The following is a 16,648-nucleotide window of genomic DNA, read 5'->3' as shown; positions in this document are numbered from 1 at the left end:
GGTCAGCCGATGGTCCGGCCGTACGCCTTGAGTGTGCGCAGCGCCTCGATCGTCACCATGGGGCGTGCCTCCAGGGCTGTGCCCGGCGCCCACCGGCGCCAGGTGATGGGCCAGCCGCCGTCCTCCTGCTGTCGGCTCGCCAGGTGGTCCAGGGAGCGTTCCATCTCGTCGTCCGTGAACCACGCGCGCGAGAGAGAGCTCGGGGTCTTGGCGTAGTCGTAGGGGAAGTGGTGCTCGCCGGTGGCGTAGCCGGGCGCGACCGGGAACGCGTCGAGGCGCTCCGGGTCCAGTGCCGCGAGCCGGTGCTCACGTACCAGGCGGCCGAGGCGGTCGGCGGCCGCCTCCGCGCGCGGGCGGTCGGGTGCGGAGTCCAGGAAGGCCACGGCCGCCTCGATCTCGTACGGGTGGGACTGCTTCAGGGACTCGACCGTGTGCCAGCAGAAGTCCGTGGCCCGGAACAGCCAGGCGTGCCACACCTCGTTGCGGTGCAGCAGGCCGACCACCGGCCCGGTGGCGAGGAGATCGCTGGGCGGGTCGTCGGCGATCTGCACGAAGGGATCGGAGGGGTAGTCGCGCTGGCTGGGAAGGACCGCCGGCAGCGCGCCGTCCGCAGTGGAGACAGAGGTCAGATAGCGGCACACGCGCTCCACCCGCTGCCCGCCGCAGCGCCCGACGGAGTCCAGCACGCGCAGGGCGTGCCCCGTGTGCAGGGGCTGGCTGACGGGGCCGCGCAGGTCGGGTTCCAGAGCGTGGCCGTATCCGCCGTCCTCGTTGCGGTAGGCGTCCAGTGCGGTCTCCACCGGGTCGGAGCTGCCGTGCAGGAAGTGGTGGGCGAAGAGGCGCTGTTCCAGCACGCGCGCGGTGAGCCAGACGAAGCGCTCGGCGCGCAGGAGCGGGGAGTGCGCCGGGGGCGTCGGGGGGAGTGGGGAAGCTCCGGATTCGGCCATGCGACAGACCGTAGGACGGAAAGCGGTCTCGGCAAGGGCTCCCGGCCGAGGCCCACTCTCAGGGGCGGGATACTGGTGTCATGCGGTTGACGGTCTTCTGGCAGCGGATGGCTGACCACTTCGGTCAGGGATACGCCGATACGTTCGCGCGTGACCACGTGATGGCGGAGCTCGGCGGGCGCACGGTGCACGGGGCGTTGGACGCCGGCTGGGACGCCAAGGACGTGTGGCGTGTGGTGTGCGCGGTCATGAACGTGCCACAAGAGAAGCGCTGACAGGTCACGAAGATCGCAGGACGGCCCCGATTGTCGGTGCCGTGGGTGAGACTTGCACCGTGGCACGCACTGACGAGACCGGCCAGGTGACCCCGCAGGCATCCCCGCTCGGCACGACGCCGCCCACCCGGCCCCCGGCCGACGGCGCCGCCGGGTCGGGCTCCCGCATGCCGCGCTGGCTGCCGCGCGCCATGGTGCTCGCGCTCGCTCTCATCGCCGTGTTCCAGCTGGGCAGTTGGGCCTTCCACGAACTCACCGGCCTGCTGATCAACATCCTGATCGCGTTCTTCCTGGCCCTGGCCATAGAACCCGCGGTGAGCTGGATGGCCTCGCGCGGTATGCGCCGCGGGCTGGCCACGTTCTTCGTCTTCCTCGCCGTAGTGATTCTGGCCGCGGGTTTCGTCACGCTGCTCGGCTCGATGCTCGCGGGTCAGATCATCAAGATCGTCGAGGGATTCCCGGACTATCTCGACTCCGTCATCAACTGGATCAACGCACACTTCCACACCGATCTGAAACGGGTGGACATCCAGGAGGGCCTGCTCCGCTCCGACTGGCTGCGCAACTACGTGCAGAACAGCGCCACCGGTGTCCTGGACGTGTCCACCCAGGTGCTCGGAGGCCTGTTCCAACTGCTGACGATCGCGCTGTTCTCCTTCTACTTCGCCGCGGACGGCCCCCGGCTGCGGCGCGCGATCTGCTCGGTGCTGCCGCCCGTCCGACAGGCCGAGGTGCTGCGCGCGTGGGAGATCGCCGTCAACAAGACCGGCGGCTACATCTATTCGCGCGGCCTGATGGCGCTCGTCTCCGGAATCGCGCACTACATCCTGCTCCAGATACTGGACGTCCCGTACGCGCCCGTGCTCGCCGTGTGGGTGGGTCTGGTCTCCCAGTTCATCCCCACCATCGGTACCTATCTCGCCGGCGCCCTGCCGATGCTGATCGCCTTCACCGTCGATCCCTGGTACGCGCTGTGGGTGCTGATCTTCGTCGTGATCTACCAGCAGTTCGAGAACTACATGCTCCAGCCCAAGCTGACCTCGAAGACCGTCGACATCCATCCCGCGGTCGCTTTCGGCTCGGTCGTCGCCGGCACCGCCCTCCTCGGTGCCGTCGGTGCGCTGATCGCCATCCCGGCGATCGCCACGCTCCAGGCGTTCCTCGGGGCCTATGTGAAGCGGTACGACGTCACGGACGATCCCCGTGTCTACGGGCGCAGGGCGGGAGAACAGGGGCCCGGCCTGCTCAAGCGGGCGCGTGGGCTGTGGGCGCGAAGGCACCGCACGGAGCGCTGAACCCGGGGCGTTGTCGGACCTCGAACGTAGGCTCGGAGGTGTCGAGTGGTGCGCTTGACACGAAAATCGAACATCCATTCTTATTGGAGCTCCGGTGAGACTCTCGAAGGAGACTTCCACCGGGTTTGGACGGAGATGTGCCCGAGTTATCCACAGGCCGGACGGGCGTCGGGGCGCATTGTCAGTGGCAGGCGTTAGCGTCTTTGACGTGAAGCGATCGACTCAAGCAAACCGGGTGGAACCCATGGCAGGTACCGACCGCGAGAAGGCACTGGACGCCGCGCTCGCACAGATTGAACGGCAATTCGGCAAGGGCGCGGTGATGCGCCTGGGCGAGCGGCCGAACGAGCCCATCGAGGTCATCCCCACCGGGTCGACCGCGCTCGACGTCGCCCTCGGCGTCGGCGGCCTGCCGCGCGGCCGCGTGGTGGAGGTGTACGGACCGGAGTCCTCCGGTAAGACCACGCTGACCCTGCACGCGGTGGCGAACGCTCAGAAGGCGGGCGGCCAGGTCGCCTTCGTGGACGCGGAGCACGCCCTCGACCCCGAGTACGCGAAGAAGCTCGGCGTCGACATCGACAACCTGATCCTCTCTCAGCCGGACAACGGCGAGCAGGCGCTGGAGATCGTGGACATGCTGGTCCGCTCCGGCGCCCTCGACCTGATCGTTATCGACTCCGTCGCCGCGCTCGTCCCGCGCGCGGAGATCGAGGGCGAGATGGGCGACAGCCACGTCGGTCTCCAGGCCCGCCTGATGAGCCAGGCGCTGCGGAAGATCACCAGCGCGCTCAACCAGTCGAAGACCACCGCGATCTTCATCAACCAGCTCCGCGAGAAGATCGGCGTGATGTTCGGCTCGCCGGAGACCACGACCGGTGGCCGGGCGCTGAAGTTCTACGCCTCGGTGCGGCTCGACATCCGTCGCATCGAGACCCTGAAGGACGGCACCGACGCGGTCGGCAACCGCACTCGCGTCAAGGTCGTCAAGAACAAGGTCGCGCCGCCCTTCAAGCAGGCCGAGTTCGACATCCTCTACGGCCAGGGCATCAGCCGCGAGGGCGGTCTGATCGACATGGGCGTGGAGAACGGCTTCGTCCGCAAGGCCGGCGCCTGGTACACGTACGAGGGCGACCAGCTCGGCCAGGGCAAGGAGAACGCGCGCAACTTCCTGAAGGACAACCCCGACCTGGCCAACGAGATCGAGAAGAAGATCAAGGAGAAGCTGGGCGTCGGCGTGCGACCGGAGGAGCCGCCGGCCGTACCGGGCGCGGACGCCGCGGTCTCCGCCACCACCGACGACGCCGCGAAGCCGGTAACGGCAGCGGCGGCAGCCAAGGCCGCCAAGACCAAGGCCGTCACCGCCAAGAGCTGACGCCGTGACACGACGAACCGACTGGGCCGAGTACGCATATCCGGACGCCCCGCGTGAGTGGGGGAGCGCGGGCGACGGAGGCTCTGCCGGGAGAGACGACCGCGTGGACCGCGACGCGGGCGTGCCGTACGACCATACGGCGCCGTACGGCACGGACGGGGAGCCCGGCGCCGAGTCGGGCGGCGGAGAGTGGCCGGACGGTGGTGCGGTGCGCGGCGCCGGTTCGGCGGGCGGTGCGCGCCGCCGTGGCCGGGCTCGGGACGGGGGCGGCGGGGGCCGTGACGCGGGCGGTGGGCGCGGGCGCCGTCGGCATGGCCGCGCGGAGCCGTCCGGTGAGGGCGAAGGCGCCTCCTCCTCGTCGAGGGCCGAGCGGGAGGAACCTTCAGGGGACCCGGTGGAGCGGGCTCGGGCGATCTGTCTGCGCCTGCTCACCGGGACCCCGCGCACGCGGAAGCAACTCGCTGAAGCCTTGCGCAAGCGCGAGATTCCCGACGATGCCGCCGAGGAGGTGCTGTCGCGGTTCGAGGAGGTCGGGCTGATCAACGACAGCGCGTTCGCGGAGGCCTGGGTGGAGTCCCGGCACCACGGCCGTGGGCTGGCCCGGCGCGCCCTCGCCCAGGAACTGCGCACCAAGGGCGTCGACTCCACGCTGATCGACGAGGCCGTGGCACAGCTCGACTCCGAACAGGAAGAGGCGACCGCACGCGAACTCGTCGACCGCAAGCTGCGATCGACCCGAGGGCTCGACCGCGACAAGCGACTTCGGCGCCTCGCGGGCATGCTCGCCCGCAAGGGCTACCCCGAGGGCATGGCCCTGAGGGTGGTCCGGAGGGCCCTCGAAGAGGAGGGCGAGGACACGGAGTTCCTCGGCGACGAGGGGTTCTGAAGGGGAGAGGCTCTTCTAGGGGGACGACTCCTGGATCGTCCGGCCTGGACACGGTGGGCCCGGACATGGTGGGCCCGGACACGGTGGACGCGCGGGGGCGCCCATCGCGTCCGGAGCTGCACATCGTGGGCGCTTTGGTGGCCGCCCTGCGAGCAGACCTGGTCCACCTGGACCACCTGGCCCGGACAGGGGACCCGCCCCAGCCCCCTACGACGTCACCGGAAGCCCTGCCGCCTTCCACGCCTGGAACCCGCCGGTCAGATCGGTGGCCCGCAGCAGACCCAGCCGGTGCAGTGACGCGACCGCCAGGCTGGAGGCGTAGCCCTCGTTGCACACCACGACCACACGCAGGTCGTGGCTGGTGGCCTCCGGTGCACGGTGGCTGCCCTGGGGATCGAGGCGCCACTCCAGTTCGTTGCGTTCGACGACCAGGGCACCCGGAATGAGACCGTCCCGCTCGCGCAGGGCCGCGTAGCGGATGTCCACCAGCAGCGCCTCGCCGGCCTGGACGGCGTCGTATGCAGCCTGTGGCTCGACGCGCTCGTAGTCCTCGCGGACCTGCTCCAGCAACTCGTCGATGCCGACCGGCCGTTGGCCCGTACCGCTGCCGCCGCTCACTGCCAGTCCTCCGGGCGCTCCACCTGCTCCAGGCGCAGGATCGGCCCGCTGCGGCTGTAGCGGCGGATCTGCGGCAGGGGCGGGTAGTAGGCGTGGACGGAGATCGCGTGCCGGTCCGAGGACTCGTTGAGCACCTCGTGGACGTGGTGACGACTGAAGGAGCGGCCCTGGCCGGCGGACAGCCGGCGCTCCCGGTCCACGTCCTCGCTGAGCTCCAGGGTCTTCCAGCCGTCGGTGGGCAGCCGGGCGGCGAGCGAGTGCTCCTTGAGCTCGCCGGCCGCGGTGAGGAACGCGCCGACCGAGTCGGCGTGGTCGTGCCAGCCGGTGCCCGTGCCGGGTGGCCAGCCGATCAGCCAGGCCTCACTGCCGCCGGGCCCGTCGAGACGCACCCAGGTGCGGCCTTCGGGGTCGAGGGGAAGCGAGGCGATCAATTCGACGTCGGCCGCGGTACGCCGTACGAAATCGAGAAGATCCGCTTGCGTGGGCGCGGCGGAGACAGGGTGCGAGACAGAGGGAGAGGGGGAGACAGACACGTGAACCGTCCTGATGAGTGTTCGCGGGGAGCGCGCGGCTGCACTGCGATGGCGCGCGCGGGTGAGGAGAGATGCGAATTCAGCAGGACCGCGTACACATGCAGCCCGCATAGCGGACGAGGTCCATATGGACCCTCCGCCACAGGTGCACACACGTGTCGATCACGTTGCGGAGTACACCACGCCAGTGCCGACCGGTCAACTCACAGTCACTATGTGGACGGTACGACGGCAGGGACCGCTCAGCGCGACCCCGCCGTTGCCTTCGCCTCCGCCCCCGCCTCCACGGGCCCGCCCAGCGTCGCCTCGGCGGCCGTGTACAGGTCGGCGGGGCGCACCCCGTTCAGTGCGGTGACCAGGTGTCCGTCCGGTCGCACCAGCAGGACCGTGTGGGCGGCCGCGCCGGGGTAGCTCTCGGTGACGAGCAGTTCGGCCGGGTGCGGCAGTGCCGTGACGGCCGCCGCGAGGCGGGGCATGATTCCGGCGCTCACCCAGTGCCGGCGCTCCCACACCCCGGTGCCCGGCGCGACCAGCACGACGAGCAGCGCGCCGCGGCCGAGCCGGTCCCGCAGCCGTACGAAGGTGCCGTCCTCCGCGGTGACCCGGACGTCCGTGATCTGCGCACCGGGCGGGGTGTCCACCAAGGCCTCGCCCTCAAGGGGCGGGGGCGCGAGCGGCGAGCGGTCGTACGCTCCCGCGGCACCCAGCGCGCCCTGTCCCAGGTGGCCGTCGGAGAGCAGCGCGTCATGCCCGCGGGCCGAGCCGGGGACGTACGAGCGCAGTGCTCCGCCGCCGCGCAGCAGTGGCAGTGCCTGGTCGGCGGCGCGCAGCCGGGCGGCGACGATTCCGCGCCGCTCGGCCTGGTAGCTGTCGAGCAGGGCCTCGTGCGGTCCGTGGTGCCAGGCCAGCGCCAGCTTCCAGGCGAGGTTGTCGGCGTCCCTCAACCCCTCGTCCAGCCCCTGTGTGCCGAGCGCGCCCAGCAGGTGGGCGGCGTCCCCGGCGAGGAAGACACGGCGCGCGCGCCACCGTCGGGCCAGACGGTGGTGGACGGTGTGGACTCCGGTGTCCAGCAGTTCGTACGGCGGTGTCGAACCGCCCGTCCAGCCCGCGAGCGTCTCCCGGACGCGGGCCACCAGCACCTCCGGCGTGACCAGGTCCTTGCCGGGCGGCAGCAGCCAGTCCAGCCGCCAGATGCCCTCCGGCAGCGGGCGTCCGGTCACCTCCCCGCCCGAGGGGCCCGACGTCCGCCACGGCGGCATCCGATGGAGCAACGCCTCATCGGGCCACGGAAGTTCCACACGCAGCGCGGCGACGGCGTGTCGCTCCACCGCCGTACGACCGGGGAAGCGGATGTCCTGGAGTTTGCGCACGGTCGAGCGCGGGCCGTCGCAGCCGACCAGGTAACTGCCGCGCCACCATGTGCCCTTGGGGCCGCGGGTGTGAGCGGTGACGCCGGAGCGTTCCTGCTCGATGGTGTCGAGCCGACTGTCCGTCGCGATGTTGACCAGCCGTTCGCCGGCGAGAGCCGCACGCAGGGCGCCGGTCAGCACGTGTTGTGCGATGTGCAGCGGAGCGGACTGCTCGGTCTCCTCGAAGGTGACCGCACGCATCACCTGCTTGCGGCGCATCGACCGCCATCCGGCCCAGCGGCGGCCGGCCTCGGCCGCCGAGAAGCCGGTGAGGCGCTCCACGAGGGCGGCGGTGTCCTCGCGCAGCACGATGGTGCGCGCGGGGCGTGGTTCGTCCTTGCCCGGGCCCTCGTCGAGGACCACGGACGGCACCTCCTGGCGCGCCAGCGCAAGGGCGAGCGTGAGCCCGACCGGCCCCGCCCCGACGATGATCACCGGGTCCACGGCGCGGCGCCCCCTGCCCGCAGCGGTGTCCTCAGGGACATGTGTGAACAGGAAGTTGGAGCAGGGTGCACGATCACAGAACGTATGCAACCTATTGCCGGTGCTTGCGTCAAGTGACGGAGGCAGTGGCGATCATGCCACTGCCTCCGTGCTGCTCATGCCACTTGACTGTTGATCAGATCGAGTCGCCCGCGCCCGACCCGAAGGAGCCGCCGACCTCGGCAGCGTTGAGCTCGTCCACATCGTCCTTGCCGAGGACCGCACCCGTGCTCCGCTTGCTGCGCCGCAGCCTGCGCTCCAGCCAGCCGGCGAAGCTCGTCAGGATGAAGTTCAGGATGATGTAGATGACGCCCACCACGATGAAGCTCGCGATGACGTTGGCGTAGACCGCCGCCAGCGTGCCGCGCGAGTTGAGCAGCTCGGTGAAGCCGATCATCACGCCACCGAGGGCGGTGTCCTTCACGATGACGACCAGCTGGCTGACGATGGCCGGCAGCATCACGGTGACGGCCTGCGGAAGCAGGATGGTGGACATCGTCTGGCCCTTGCGCAGACCGATCGCCTGGGCCGCCTCCGTCTGCCCCTTGGGCAGGGCGAGGATGCCCGCGCGGACGATCTCGGCGAGGACCGAGGCGTTGTAGAGCACCAAGCCCGTGACAACGGCGTACAGAGGACGGTCATCGGTGCTGACGTCCGTGGAGGCGGAGTAGAACTGGTTGGCGAACAGCATCAGCAGCAGGACCGGGATCGCCCGGAAGAACTCGACCACCACACCGGCCGGGATCCGCACCCATCGGTGGTCGGACATCCGGGCGATGCCGAGGACCGCGCCCAGCGGCAGCGCGATGACCATGGCGAGCGCAGCGGCCTTGAGGGTGTTCGCGAGTCCGGGCAGCAGATACGTCGTCCAGGCCTCGGACTGGGTGAACGGCTCCCACAGGGCCCACTTCAGCTGGCCCTTGTCGTCCATCGTCTGGTAGATCCACCACACGAGCAGGACGAGCAGGGCGAAGAAGACCACCGAGAAGATGATGTTGCGCCGCTTGGCCCGGGGGCCGGGGGCGTCGTAGAGGACCGAGGTCATCGCTTCACCGCCAGTCGCTTGCTCAGCCAGCCGAGGAGGAGGCCGGTGGGCAGGGTCAGAACCACGAACCCGAAGGCGAACACCACGCCGATGAGCAGTGTCTGAGCCTCGTTCTCGATCATTTCCTTCATCAGATACGCGGCCTCCGCCACGCCGATCGCGGCCGCCACGGTCGTGTTCTTGGTGAGCGCGATCAGTACGTTGGCCAGCGGGCCGATGACTGAACGGAACGCCTGCGGCAGCACGATCAGCCAGAGCACCTGGGTGAAGCTCAGCCCGATGGCACGGGCCGCCTCGGCCTGTCCGACGGGCACCGTGTTGATGCCCGAGCGGATCGCCTCGCAGACGAAGGCCGCGGTGTAGGCGATGAAGCCGAGGATCGCCAGCCGGAAGCTCAGGGCGTCGAAGTCGTCCGCGGCGCCCAGCGTCATGCCGAAGACGTCGGCGAGACCGAGCGAGGTGAAGACGATGATGACGGTCAGGGGGATGTTCCGGACGATGTTCACGTACGCGGTGCCGAACCCGCGCATCAGCGGGACGGGACTGACCCGCATGCCGGCCAGCACAGTGCCCCAGATCAGCGAGCCGACGGCGGAGAGGGCGGTGAGTTTCACCGTCATCCAGAACGCCCCGAGGACGTCGTAACCTTCAAGAAAGTCGAACACTGTCTCCCGCGCTTCCGGGTGTAGAGATGCCCGGGTGCGCCGCCCCGCCGGGCGGCGCACCTGTCAGGCGCTGCTTCAGCTGACGATGTTGCCGATCTTCGGGGCGGGCTCGTTCTTGTAGTTCGCCGGGCCGAAGTTGTCCTTGACCGCCTTGTCCCAGGCGCCGTCGCTGACCATCTTCTCGAGGGCGGTGTTGATCTTGTTGACGGTCTCGGTGTCGCCCTTCTTGACGCCGATGCCGTAGTTCTCGTTGCTGAGCTTCAGGCCGGCCAGCTTGAACTGGCCCTTGTACTGCTCCTGCGCCGCGAAGCCGGCGAGGATCGAGTCATCGGTGGTCACCGCGTCCACGGCGCCGCTCTGCAGACCCGCGATGCACTCCGAGTAGGTGCCGTACTCCCTCAGCTGGGCCTTGGGCGCGATCTCGTCGTGGATGTTCTGCGCCGAGGTCGAGCCGGTCACCGAGCAGAGCTTGTTGCCGTTGAGGTCGGTGGCCTCGCTGATGTCCGAGTCGGTCTTGGTCAGCAGGTCCTGGTGGGCCAGCAGGTAGGGGCCGGCGAAGTCGACCTTCTGCTTGCGCTCGTCGGTGATCGAGTAGGTGGCGGCGATGAACTTCACGTCACCGCGGGCCAGCGCGCTCTCACGGTCGGCGCTCTTGGTCTCGACGAACTCGATCTGGTCGGGCTCGTAGCCGAGTTCCTTCGCCACGTACGTGGCGACATCGACGTCGAAGCCGGAGAAGTCGCCGCTGGGCTCCTTCAGACCGAGACCCGGCTGGTCGTACTTGATGCCGATCTTGATCGAGCCACCGCCGGAGGTGGAGCCCGACCCGGCGTCACTGTCGCCGTCGTCGCCCCCACAGGCCGTCGCGGTCAGGGAGAGGACGAACGCAGCCGCGGCCGCTGCGGTGACCTTGCGGAGCTTCATGGTGAACATCCTTTTGTGTGATGAGGAGAATGCCGTTGGTGCGGGTGCCGCAGCTTGTCTACGGGGCCGCCACGGTGGAGGTTCAGTGGTGAAGGATCTTCGACAGGAAGTCCTTCGCGCGGTCGCTGCGCGGATTGCTGAAGAACTGGTCCGGCACAGCTTCTTCGACGATCTTGCCGTCGGCCATGAACACGACCCGGTTGGCGGCCGAACGGGCGAAACCCATCTCATGGGTGACGACGATCATGGTCATGCCGTCGCGGGCGAGCTGCTGCATGACTTCGAGAACCTCGTTGATCATCTCCGGGTCGAGAGCCGACGTCGGCTCGTCGAAGAGCATGACCTTGGGGTCCATGGCCAGGGCGCGTGCGATGGCGACACGCTGCTGCTGGCCGCCGGACAGCTGTGCGGGGTACTTGTCCGCCTGGTTCGCCACCCCGACCCGGTCGAGCAGCGTGCGGGCCTTCTCCTCGGCCTTCTTCTTGTCGGCCTTGCGGACCTTGATCTGGCCCAGCATCACGTTCTCGAGCACCGTCTTGTGCGCGAAGAGGTTGAAGGACTGGAAGACCATGCCGACGTCCGCGCGCAGCCGGGCCAGCTCCTTGCCCTCCGCGGGCAGCGGCTTGCCGTCGATGGCGATCGCGCCCGAGTCGATCGTCTCGAGGCGGTTGATGGCGCGGCACAGGGTCGACTTCCCGGACCCGGAGGGTCCGATGACCACGACGACTTCACCGCGGGCGATCGTCAGGTCGATGTCCTGGAGTACGTGCAACGGGCCGAAATGCTTGTTGACGCTCTTCAGGACGACCAGGTCGCCGGTCGCGGCCACGTCTTCCTTGGCCACCGATACTTTGGTCATCGCTCTCAGGCTCCGTCCTCCTCGGTTTCGGAGGACAGTAGTAACCCTACGCGACCTGCGTCTCTACATCTGAGGGGAATCTGAGCATCACGATCCGATAGCAATCGGACACGTGTCGTAGCACTTGTGACCTGGGCGCGTATCGGCCGGGTAACGGAAGCCTCGCGCAACCGGAAGCCCCTTGACGCCGTCCTCATCCATCAGCGTGACTGCAACGTGCACGCGCGCGCGTGCTCGCGTTTACGTACACACCGACACCGTACGGCCGATGAACTGGAGGGAGCCGGGATGAGACTGCTCCTCGTCGAGGACGACAATCACGTCGCCGCCGCCCTGTCCGCGGTCCTGGCCAGGCACGGCTTCGACGTGACGCACGCCCGCAGCGGTGAGGAGGCCCTCCAGGCGCTGGTCCCCGAGGGCGACGGTTTCGGTGTCGTGCTGCTCGACCTGGGCCTGCCGGACCAGGACGGCTACGAGGTGTGCGGCAAGATCCGCAAGCGGACCAGCATCCCGGTGATCATGGTCACCGCGCGCTCCGACGTGCGCTCCCGCATCCACGGCCTCAACCTCGGCGCCGACGACTACGTGGTGAAGCCGTACGACACCGGAGAACTGCTCGCCCGTATCCACGCCGTCAGCCGGCGTACCGTCCACGACGACGCCGCGGCCGGCGGGGAGGGCGTGCTGAGGCTGGGCTCCGTGCACATCGAACTGCCCACCCGCCAGGTCAGCGTCGACGGGTCGGTCGTCCAACTGACCCGCAAGGAGTTCGACCTGCTCGCCCTGTTGGCCCAACGCCCGGGGGTGGTCTTCCGACGTGAGCAGATCATCAGCGAGGTGTGGCGCACCAGTTGGGAGGGGACCGGGCGCACCCTGGAGGTGCATGTCGCGTCCCTGCGCGCCAAGCTGCGGATGCCGGCCCTGATCGAGACCGTGCGCGGCGTCGGCTACCGGCTCGTCGCCCCCACCTCGTAGCGGGCAAGGGTGCGCACTCGACTCCTCCCGCTGCTCATCGTCCTGATGGCGGCCGTGCTGCTCGCCCTCGGCTTCCCGCTCGCCGTCAGCGTGGCCGGGGCCCAGCAGCAGAACGTGGTCGTCGACCGGATCGACGACACGGCACGCTTCGCCGCCCTGGCCCAGTTCGTCACCGACACGCCCACCGGACCGACCGGCAGCACGTCCACCGACGAACGCCGGGAGGTGCTCAAGCGTGAGCTCCTGAGCTACTACGAGGTCTACGGCATCCGTGCCGGTGTCTTCTACCGCAACGGCACCCCCATGGCTAGTGCCCCGGCCAGTTGGGACCACCCCGAAACGGGTGAGGTGGGTGATGCGTTCGGTGAGGCGCTGCTCAGCCGGCGCAGTCACGACCCGAGGCAGGTGTGGCCCTGGCAGCGCAACCGGCTGGTCGTCGCGTCCCCGGTGATCCGGGACGGCGATGTCGTCGCGGTCGTCGTCACCGACTCGCCCACCGGGCAGATGCGTTCGCGGATCCTGAACGGCTGGCTGATCATCGCCGCGGGTGAGAGCGCCGCGATGCTGCTGGCCGTCGGCGCGGCCCTGCGGCTGACCGGCTGGGTGCTCCGGCCCGTACGGGTGCTGGACGCCACCACGCACGACATCGCCACGGGACGGCTGAAGTCCCGGGTCGCGGCGGCCGGCGGTCCACCGGAACTCCGCAGGCTCGCCCGGTCGTTCAACGAGATGGCGGACAACGTCGAGGGAGTCCTGGAGCAGCAGCGCGCCTTCGTCGCCGACGCCTCGCACCAGCTGCGCAATCCGCTCGCGGCGCTGCTGCTGCGCATCGAACTGCTTGCGTTCGAACTGCCCGAGGGCAATCAGGAGATCGCCTCCGTCCAGGCCGAGGGCAAGCGCCTGGCCCAGGTCCTGGACGACCTGCTCGACCTCGCGCTGGCCGAGCACGCCGAGGCGGACCTCAGGCTCACCGACATCGGCGAGCTGACCGCCGAGCGCGTCGCGGCCTGGTCGCCGGCCGCGCAGGCCAAGGGCGTACGGCTGGTGGGGGACTGCCCGCCCACCACCGCCTGGGTCGACCCGGTCACCCTGTCCAGCGCCCTGGACGCGGTGATCGACAACGCGGTGAAGTTCACGCCGAAGGACGAGCGGGTGGAGGTGACGGTCGCGGCCAACGGCGACACCGCCACCGTCGTGGTCACCGACAACGGCCCCGGCCTCACCGACGAGGAACTCGCCCGCGTCGGCGACCGCTTCTGGCGCAGCGGCCGCCACCAGAACATCAAGGGCTCCGGCCTCGGCCTGTCCATCACCCGGGCCCTGCTGACGGCGGCCGGCGGCTCGATCTCGTACGGCCATCACGACCCGCAGGGACTGACGGTGACGGTGACGGTGCCGAGGTCGGAGCCGGTGTCCTGAGCGGGTCCGGCGATGTTCGGTGCGGTTCGGCGGCGCCGGTTTCCCGCGACCTGATCGTCCGGGCAGGACCTGGTCGGCCCTACGGCTTCACGGACCGGTAGTAGCGCCGGGCGCCCTCGTGCAGTGCCAGCGGGTCGGTGTAGATCGCGGTGCGTACGTCGACCAGCTGGGCCGAGTGGACGTGGGTGCCGATGCCGTCACGGCTGTTGATCACGGTGCGGGTCAGCCAGTCGGTGAGCCGGGGGTCCATGTCCTCGCGGGTGATCAGCAGGTTGGACACCGCCATGGTCGGCACGGTGTCGCCGTTCTGGATGCTGGGGTAGGCCGATTCCGGCATGTTGGTGGCGCGGTAGTAGCGGGTGGCGCCACCCAGGGCGTGCACCTTGGCGACGAGAGCGGCGTCGATCGGCACGAACCGGTAGGCCAGGGAGCCGGCGAGTTTCAGCAGGCCCTCCGTCGGCAGGCCGCCCGACCAGAAGAACGCGTCGATCTCGCCCTTCTTGAGCCGGGCGGGCCCGGTGTCGATGCCGTCGGACAGCGGAGTGATGCCCTTCACCGGGTTGATGCCGGCCGCCTCCAGCACCCGGTTGGCGATCAGCCGCACACCCGAGTGGGTGGGCCCTATGGCCACCCGCTTGCCCCGCAGGTCCGCCACGGAGTCGATGCCCGAGTCCGGCGCGACGACAAGCTGTACGTAGTCGTCGTACAGGCGGGCCACACCGCGCAGCCGGTCCGAGCCCGACCTGCCGGCCAGCTCGTACGTTTCCACGGCGTCGGCCGCGGCGATCGTGTAGTCCGCCTTCCCGGTCGCCACGCGCGCGACGTTCTCCTGCGAGCCGTCGCTGGTCAGCAGCCGTACGTCCAGGTTCGGCATGTCGTTGTCCAGCTCGGAGCGCAGCAGCTCGCCGTACTTCTGGTAGACGCCCGCCGGTGTACCGGTGCTGAACGTGATCGTCCCGCGGGGCGGCGACTCGCCCAGCGGCAGCAGCCACCACAGCAGCAGCCCGAAGGCGACGAAGCCGGCAGCCGCACCCTGTAGGGCCCGGCGCCTGCCGATGTGGGGGAAGACCTTGGACATACGGGCGATCCTGCCAGCACGCACGCGGTGCTGGCCAGGGCCGGGGTCACAGCCGGCCGGGGTCGGGGGCGGCCGAGGCACAGGGACTGTCAGTGGTGGTCGCTAGGGTTTGGTGCATGAGTCCTTCGCCCGCCGACCTGGTCCGTTCCTTCCACCACGCCGTCGGGCTGGACACCCGCAGAACCCCGACCGAGGTCTCTCCCGAACTGGCCGCCCACCGGCGCGAGCTGCTGGCGGAGGAGGTCGCCGAGGTCGCCGAGGTCTCGGTCACCGGCCCGCTCGACCGGCTTGCACACGAGCTGGCGGACGTGGTCTACGTGGCGTACGGCACGGCACTCGTCCACGGGATCGACCTCGACGCGGTGATCGCCGAGGTCCACCGCTCCAACATGAGCAAGCTGGGCCCCGACGGCCGCGTCGCCCGCAGAGCGGACGGCAAGGTCCTCAAGGGCGAGCACTACGAGGCGCCGGATGTCTCGGCAGTGCTGCGCCGCCAGGGCTGGAACCCCGGCGGCGCGTGATCGGCGGGCGGGGAGCGGGTGACGCGCTCTGTCGGGCCGAGGTTGACCACGACCGGGACGATCACCGACGTTCAGGGCCGAACTGCCGCCCGGCGAGCTCCCGTTGACGGCGGACCGTCAGTCGCCCACCACCGCCCGTTCCGCTTCCTCCTCGCGAGCCTCCCGGGCCTCGCTGCGGGTGCCCGGACGCCGCCTCGCCCAGAAGGCGGCCAGGGGCTCGGTGTAGCGCGCGGTGAGCGGCCCGACGACGACCAGGATGAGGACGTACGCCGTTGCCAGCGGTCCCAGGGACGGCTCGATTCCGGCCGTCACCGCCAGCCCCGCGATGACGATGGAGAACTCGCCGCGCGCCACCAGCGCACCGCCCGTACGCCAGCGTCCCTTGACCGGGATCCCGGCGCGGCGGGCCGCCCAGTAGCCGGTGGCGATCTTCGTCGCGGCGGTGACGGCGGCCAGTGCGAGGGCCGGCAGCAGGACCGGCGGGATGCTGGCCGGGTCCGTGTGCAGCCCGAAGAACACGAAGAACACCGCGGCGAACAGGTCCCTGAGCGGGCTCAGCAGTGTGTGCGCCCCCTCCGCGACCTCGCCGGACAGCGCTATGCCGACCAGGAACGCGCCCACCGCTGCCGACACCTGCAACTGCTGGGCCACACCGGCGACCAGGATGGTCAGGCCGAGCACCACGAGGAGCAGTTTCTCCGGGTCGTCGCTGGAGACGAACCGGGAGATCACCCGGCCGTAGCGCAACGCCACGAACAGCACGAGCCCCGCGACACCGAGCGCGATCGCCAGCGTGACACTGCCGGCCGCGAGACCGACGCCGGCCACCACCGCGGTGACGATGGGCAGATAGACGGCCATCGCCAGGTCCTCCAGGACCAGCACGCTGAGGATGACCGGGGTCTCGCGGTTGCCGATCCGGCCCAGGTCGCCCAGCACCTTGGCGATCACACCCGAGGACGAGATCCAGGTGACGCCGGCCAGCACCACGGCGGCCACCGGGCCCCAGCCCAGCAGCAGCGCTGCGGCGGCGCCGGGCAGCGCGTTGAGGGCGAAGTCGACCAGGCCGGACGGGTAGTGGGCCTTGAGGTTGGAGACCAGATCGCTCGCCGAGTACTCCAGGCCCAGCATGAGCAGCAGCAGAATGACGCCGATCTCGGCGCCGATGGCGACGAACTCCTCGCTCGCGCCGAGCGGCAGCAGACCGCCCTCGCCGAAGGCCAGCCCCGCCAGCAGATACAGCGGTATGGGGGAGAAGCTCAGCCGCGCGGCCATCCGGCCGAGCAGGCCGAGGCCGAGAATGATGGAACCGAACTCGATCAGCAGGACCGCGGAGGAGTGCAC

General features: G+C 69.7%; 18 protein-coding genes. 7 read left to right on the top strand and 11 right to left on the bottom strand.

The features are described from left to right. Positions 1–2 precede the first annotated feature (2 nt). Positions 3–947 carry a hypothetical protein gene (locus ACIHFB_RS20620; protein ID WP_400127546.1) on the bottom strand — a complete coding sequence of 315 codons (945 nt, stop codon included), beginning with the start codon at positions 945–947 and terminating at the stop codon, positions 3–5. 80 nt (positions 948–1,027) lie between these two features. Here ACIHFB_RS20620 and ACIHFB_RS20615 point away from each other — a divergent pair, with 80 nt between their 5' ends. From ACIHFB_RS20615 to recX, 4 genes are all read left to right on the top strand, one after another. Next, positions 1,028–1,222 carry a DUF3046 domain-containing protein gene (locus tag ACIHFB_RS20615; RefSeq protein ID WP_365285206.1) on the top strand — a complete coding sequence of 65 codons (195 nt, stop codon included), beginning with the start codon at positions 1,028–1,030 and terminating at the stop codon, positions 1,220–1,222. A 59-nt stretch (positions 1,223–1,281) separates the two neighbouring features. Then, positions 1,282–2,517 carry an AI-2E family transporter gene (locus tag ACIHFB_RS20610; RefSeq protein WP_365285208.1) on the top strand — a complete coding sequence of 412 codons (1,236 nt, stop codon included), beginning with the start codon at positions 1,282–1,284 and terminating at the stop codon, positions 2,515–2,517. A gap of 244 nt (positions 2,518–2,761) precedes the next feature. After that, positions 2,762–3,889, top strand: a complete 1,128-nt coding sequence (recA, locus tag ACIHFB_RS20605; protein ID WP_365285210.1) for a recombinase RecA — start codon at positions 2,762–2,764, stop codon at positions 3,887–3,889. A gap of 4 nt (positions 3,890–3,893) precedes the next feature. Further along, on the top strand, positions 3,894–4,775 hold the full coding sequence (recX, locus tag ACIHFB_RS20600) for a recombination regulator RecX (protein ID WP_400127545.1): 882 nt from the start codon (positions 3,894–3,896) through the stop codon (positions 4,773–4,775). A gap of 207 nt (positions 4,776–4,982) precedes the next feature. On the opposite strand, the gene ACIHFB_RS20595 is transcribed toward recX, so the two are convergent. The 8 genes from ACIHFB_RS20595 to ACIHFB_RS20560 form a co-directional block, all read right to left on the bottom strand. After that, positions 4,983–5,393 carry a rhodanese-like domain-containing protein gene (locus tag ACIHFB_RS20595; RefSeq protein WP_365285214.1) on the bottom strand — a complete coding sequence of 137 codons (411 nt, stop codon included), beginning with the start codon at positions 5,391–5,393 and terminating at the stop codon, positions 4,983–4,985. Continuing rightward, entirely contained in the window at positions 5,390–5,926 is a 537-nt protein-coding gene (locus ACIHFB_RS20590) for a cysteine dioxygenase (RefSeq protein ID WP_365285216.1), read from the bottom strand. The genes ACIHFB_RS20595 and ACIHFB_RS20590 overlap by 4 nt, the downstream gene beginning before the upstream one ends. Positions 5,927–6,005: 79 nt before the next feature. After that, positions 6,006–6,077: a putative leader peptide gene (locus ACIHFB_RS20585; RefSeq protein ID WP_328288302.1), complete on the bottom strand. Its 72-nt coding sequence runs from the start codon at positions 6,075–6,077 to the stop codon at positions 6,006–6,008. A gap of 91 nt (positions 6,078–6,168) precedes the next feature. Continuing rightward, positions 6,169–7,779 carry an FAD-dependent monooxygenase gene (locus ACIHFB_RS20580; RefSeq protein WP_400127544.1) on the bottom strand — a complete coding sequence of 537 codons (1,611 nt, stop codon included), beginning with the start codon at positions 7,777–7,779 and terminating at the stop codon, positions 6,169–6,171. Between the two features lie 175 nt (positions 7,780–7,954). After that, positions 7,955–8,863, bottom strand: coding sequence for an amino acid ABC transporter permease (locus ACIHFB_RS20575; RefSeq protein ID WP_365285220.1), 909 nt, complete (start codon positions 8,861–8,863; stop codon positions 7,955–7,957). Continuing rightward, a complete protein-coding gene (locus ACIHFB_RS20570; protein ID WP_365285222.1) occupies positions 8,860–9,528 on the bottom strand; it encodes an amino acid ABC transporter permease in 669 nt (222 codons plus the stop codon). The genes ACIHFB_RS20575 and ACIHFB_RS20570 overlap by 4 nt, the downstream gene beginning before the upstream one ends. Before the next feature lie 75 nt (positions 9,529–9,603). Beyond that, entirely contained in the window at positions 9,604–10,452 is an 849-nt protein-coding gene (locus ACIHFB_RS20565) for a glutamate ABC transporter substrate-binding protein (protein WP_365285224.1), read from the bottom strand. A gap of 82 nt (positions 10,453–10,534) precedes the next feature. Continuing rightward, entirely contained in the window at positions 10,535–11,311 is a 777-nt protein-coding gene (locus ACIHFB_RS20560) for an amino acid ABC transporter ATP-binding protein (protein WP_365285226.1), read from the bottom strand. Positions 11,312–11,599: 288 nt separating this feature from the next. On the opposite strand from ACIHFB_RS20560, the gene ACIHFB_RS20555 reads away from it, so the two are divergent. After that, positions 11,600–12,286, top strand: a complete 687-nt coding sequence (locus ACIHFB_RS20555) for a response regulator transcription factor (RefSeq protein ID WP_365285228.1) — start codon at positions 11,600–11,602, stop codon at positions 12,284–12,286. Between the two features lie 9 nt (positions 12,287–12,295). Continuing rightward, positions 12,296–13,705: a HAMP domain-containing sensor histidine kinase gene (locus tag ACIHFB_RS20550; protein WP_365285230.1), complete on the top strand. Its 1,410-nt coding sequence runs from the start codon at positions 12,296–12,298 to the stop codon at positions 13,703–13,705. 79 nt (positions 13,706–13,784) lie between these two features. On the opposite strand, the gene ACIHFB_RS20545 is transcribed toward ACIHFB_RS20550, so the two are convergent. Next, positions 13,785–14,783, bottom strand: a complete 999-nt coding sequence (locus ACIHFB_RS20545; RefSeq protein ID WP_365285232.1) for a TAXI family TRAP transporter solute-binding subunit — start codon at positions 14,781–14,783, stop codon at positions 13,785–13,787. 116 nt (positions 14,784–14,899) lie between these two features. Here ACIHFB_RS20545 and ACIHFB_RS20540 point away from each other — a divergent pair, with 116 nt between their 5' ends. Continuing rightward, entirely contained in the window at positions 14,900–15,304 is a 405-nt protein-coding gene (locus ACIHFB_RS20540) for a MazG nucleotide pyrophosphohydrolase domain-containing protein (RefSeq protein WP_365285234.1), read from the top strand. A 117-nt stretch (positions 15,305–15,421) separates the two neighbouring features. On the opposite strand, the gene ACIHFB_RS20535 is transcribed toward ACIHFB_RS20540, so the two are convergent. Beyond that, positions 15,422–16,648 carry a cation:proton antiporter gene (locus ACIHFB_RS20535; RefSeq protein WP_365285236.1) on the bottom strand — a complete coding sequence of 409 codons (1,227 nt, stop codon included), beginning with the start codon at positions 16,646–16,648 and terminating at the stop codon, positions 15,422–15,424.

The organism is Streptomyces sp. NPDC051963, from assembly GCF_044593495.1.
Taxonomy (GTDB): domain Bacteria; phylum Actinomycetota; class Actinomycetes; order Streptomycetales; family Streptomycetaceae; genus Streptomyces.
Note: the sequence above shows the minus strand (reverse complement) of the source record. Positions and strands in the feature narration are given on the sequence as shown.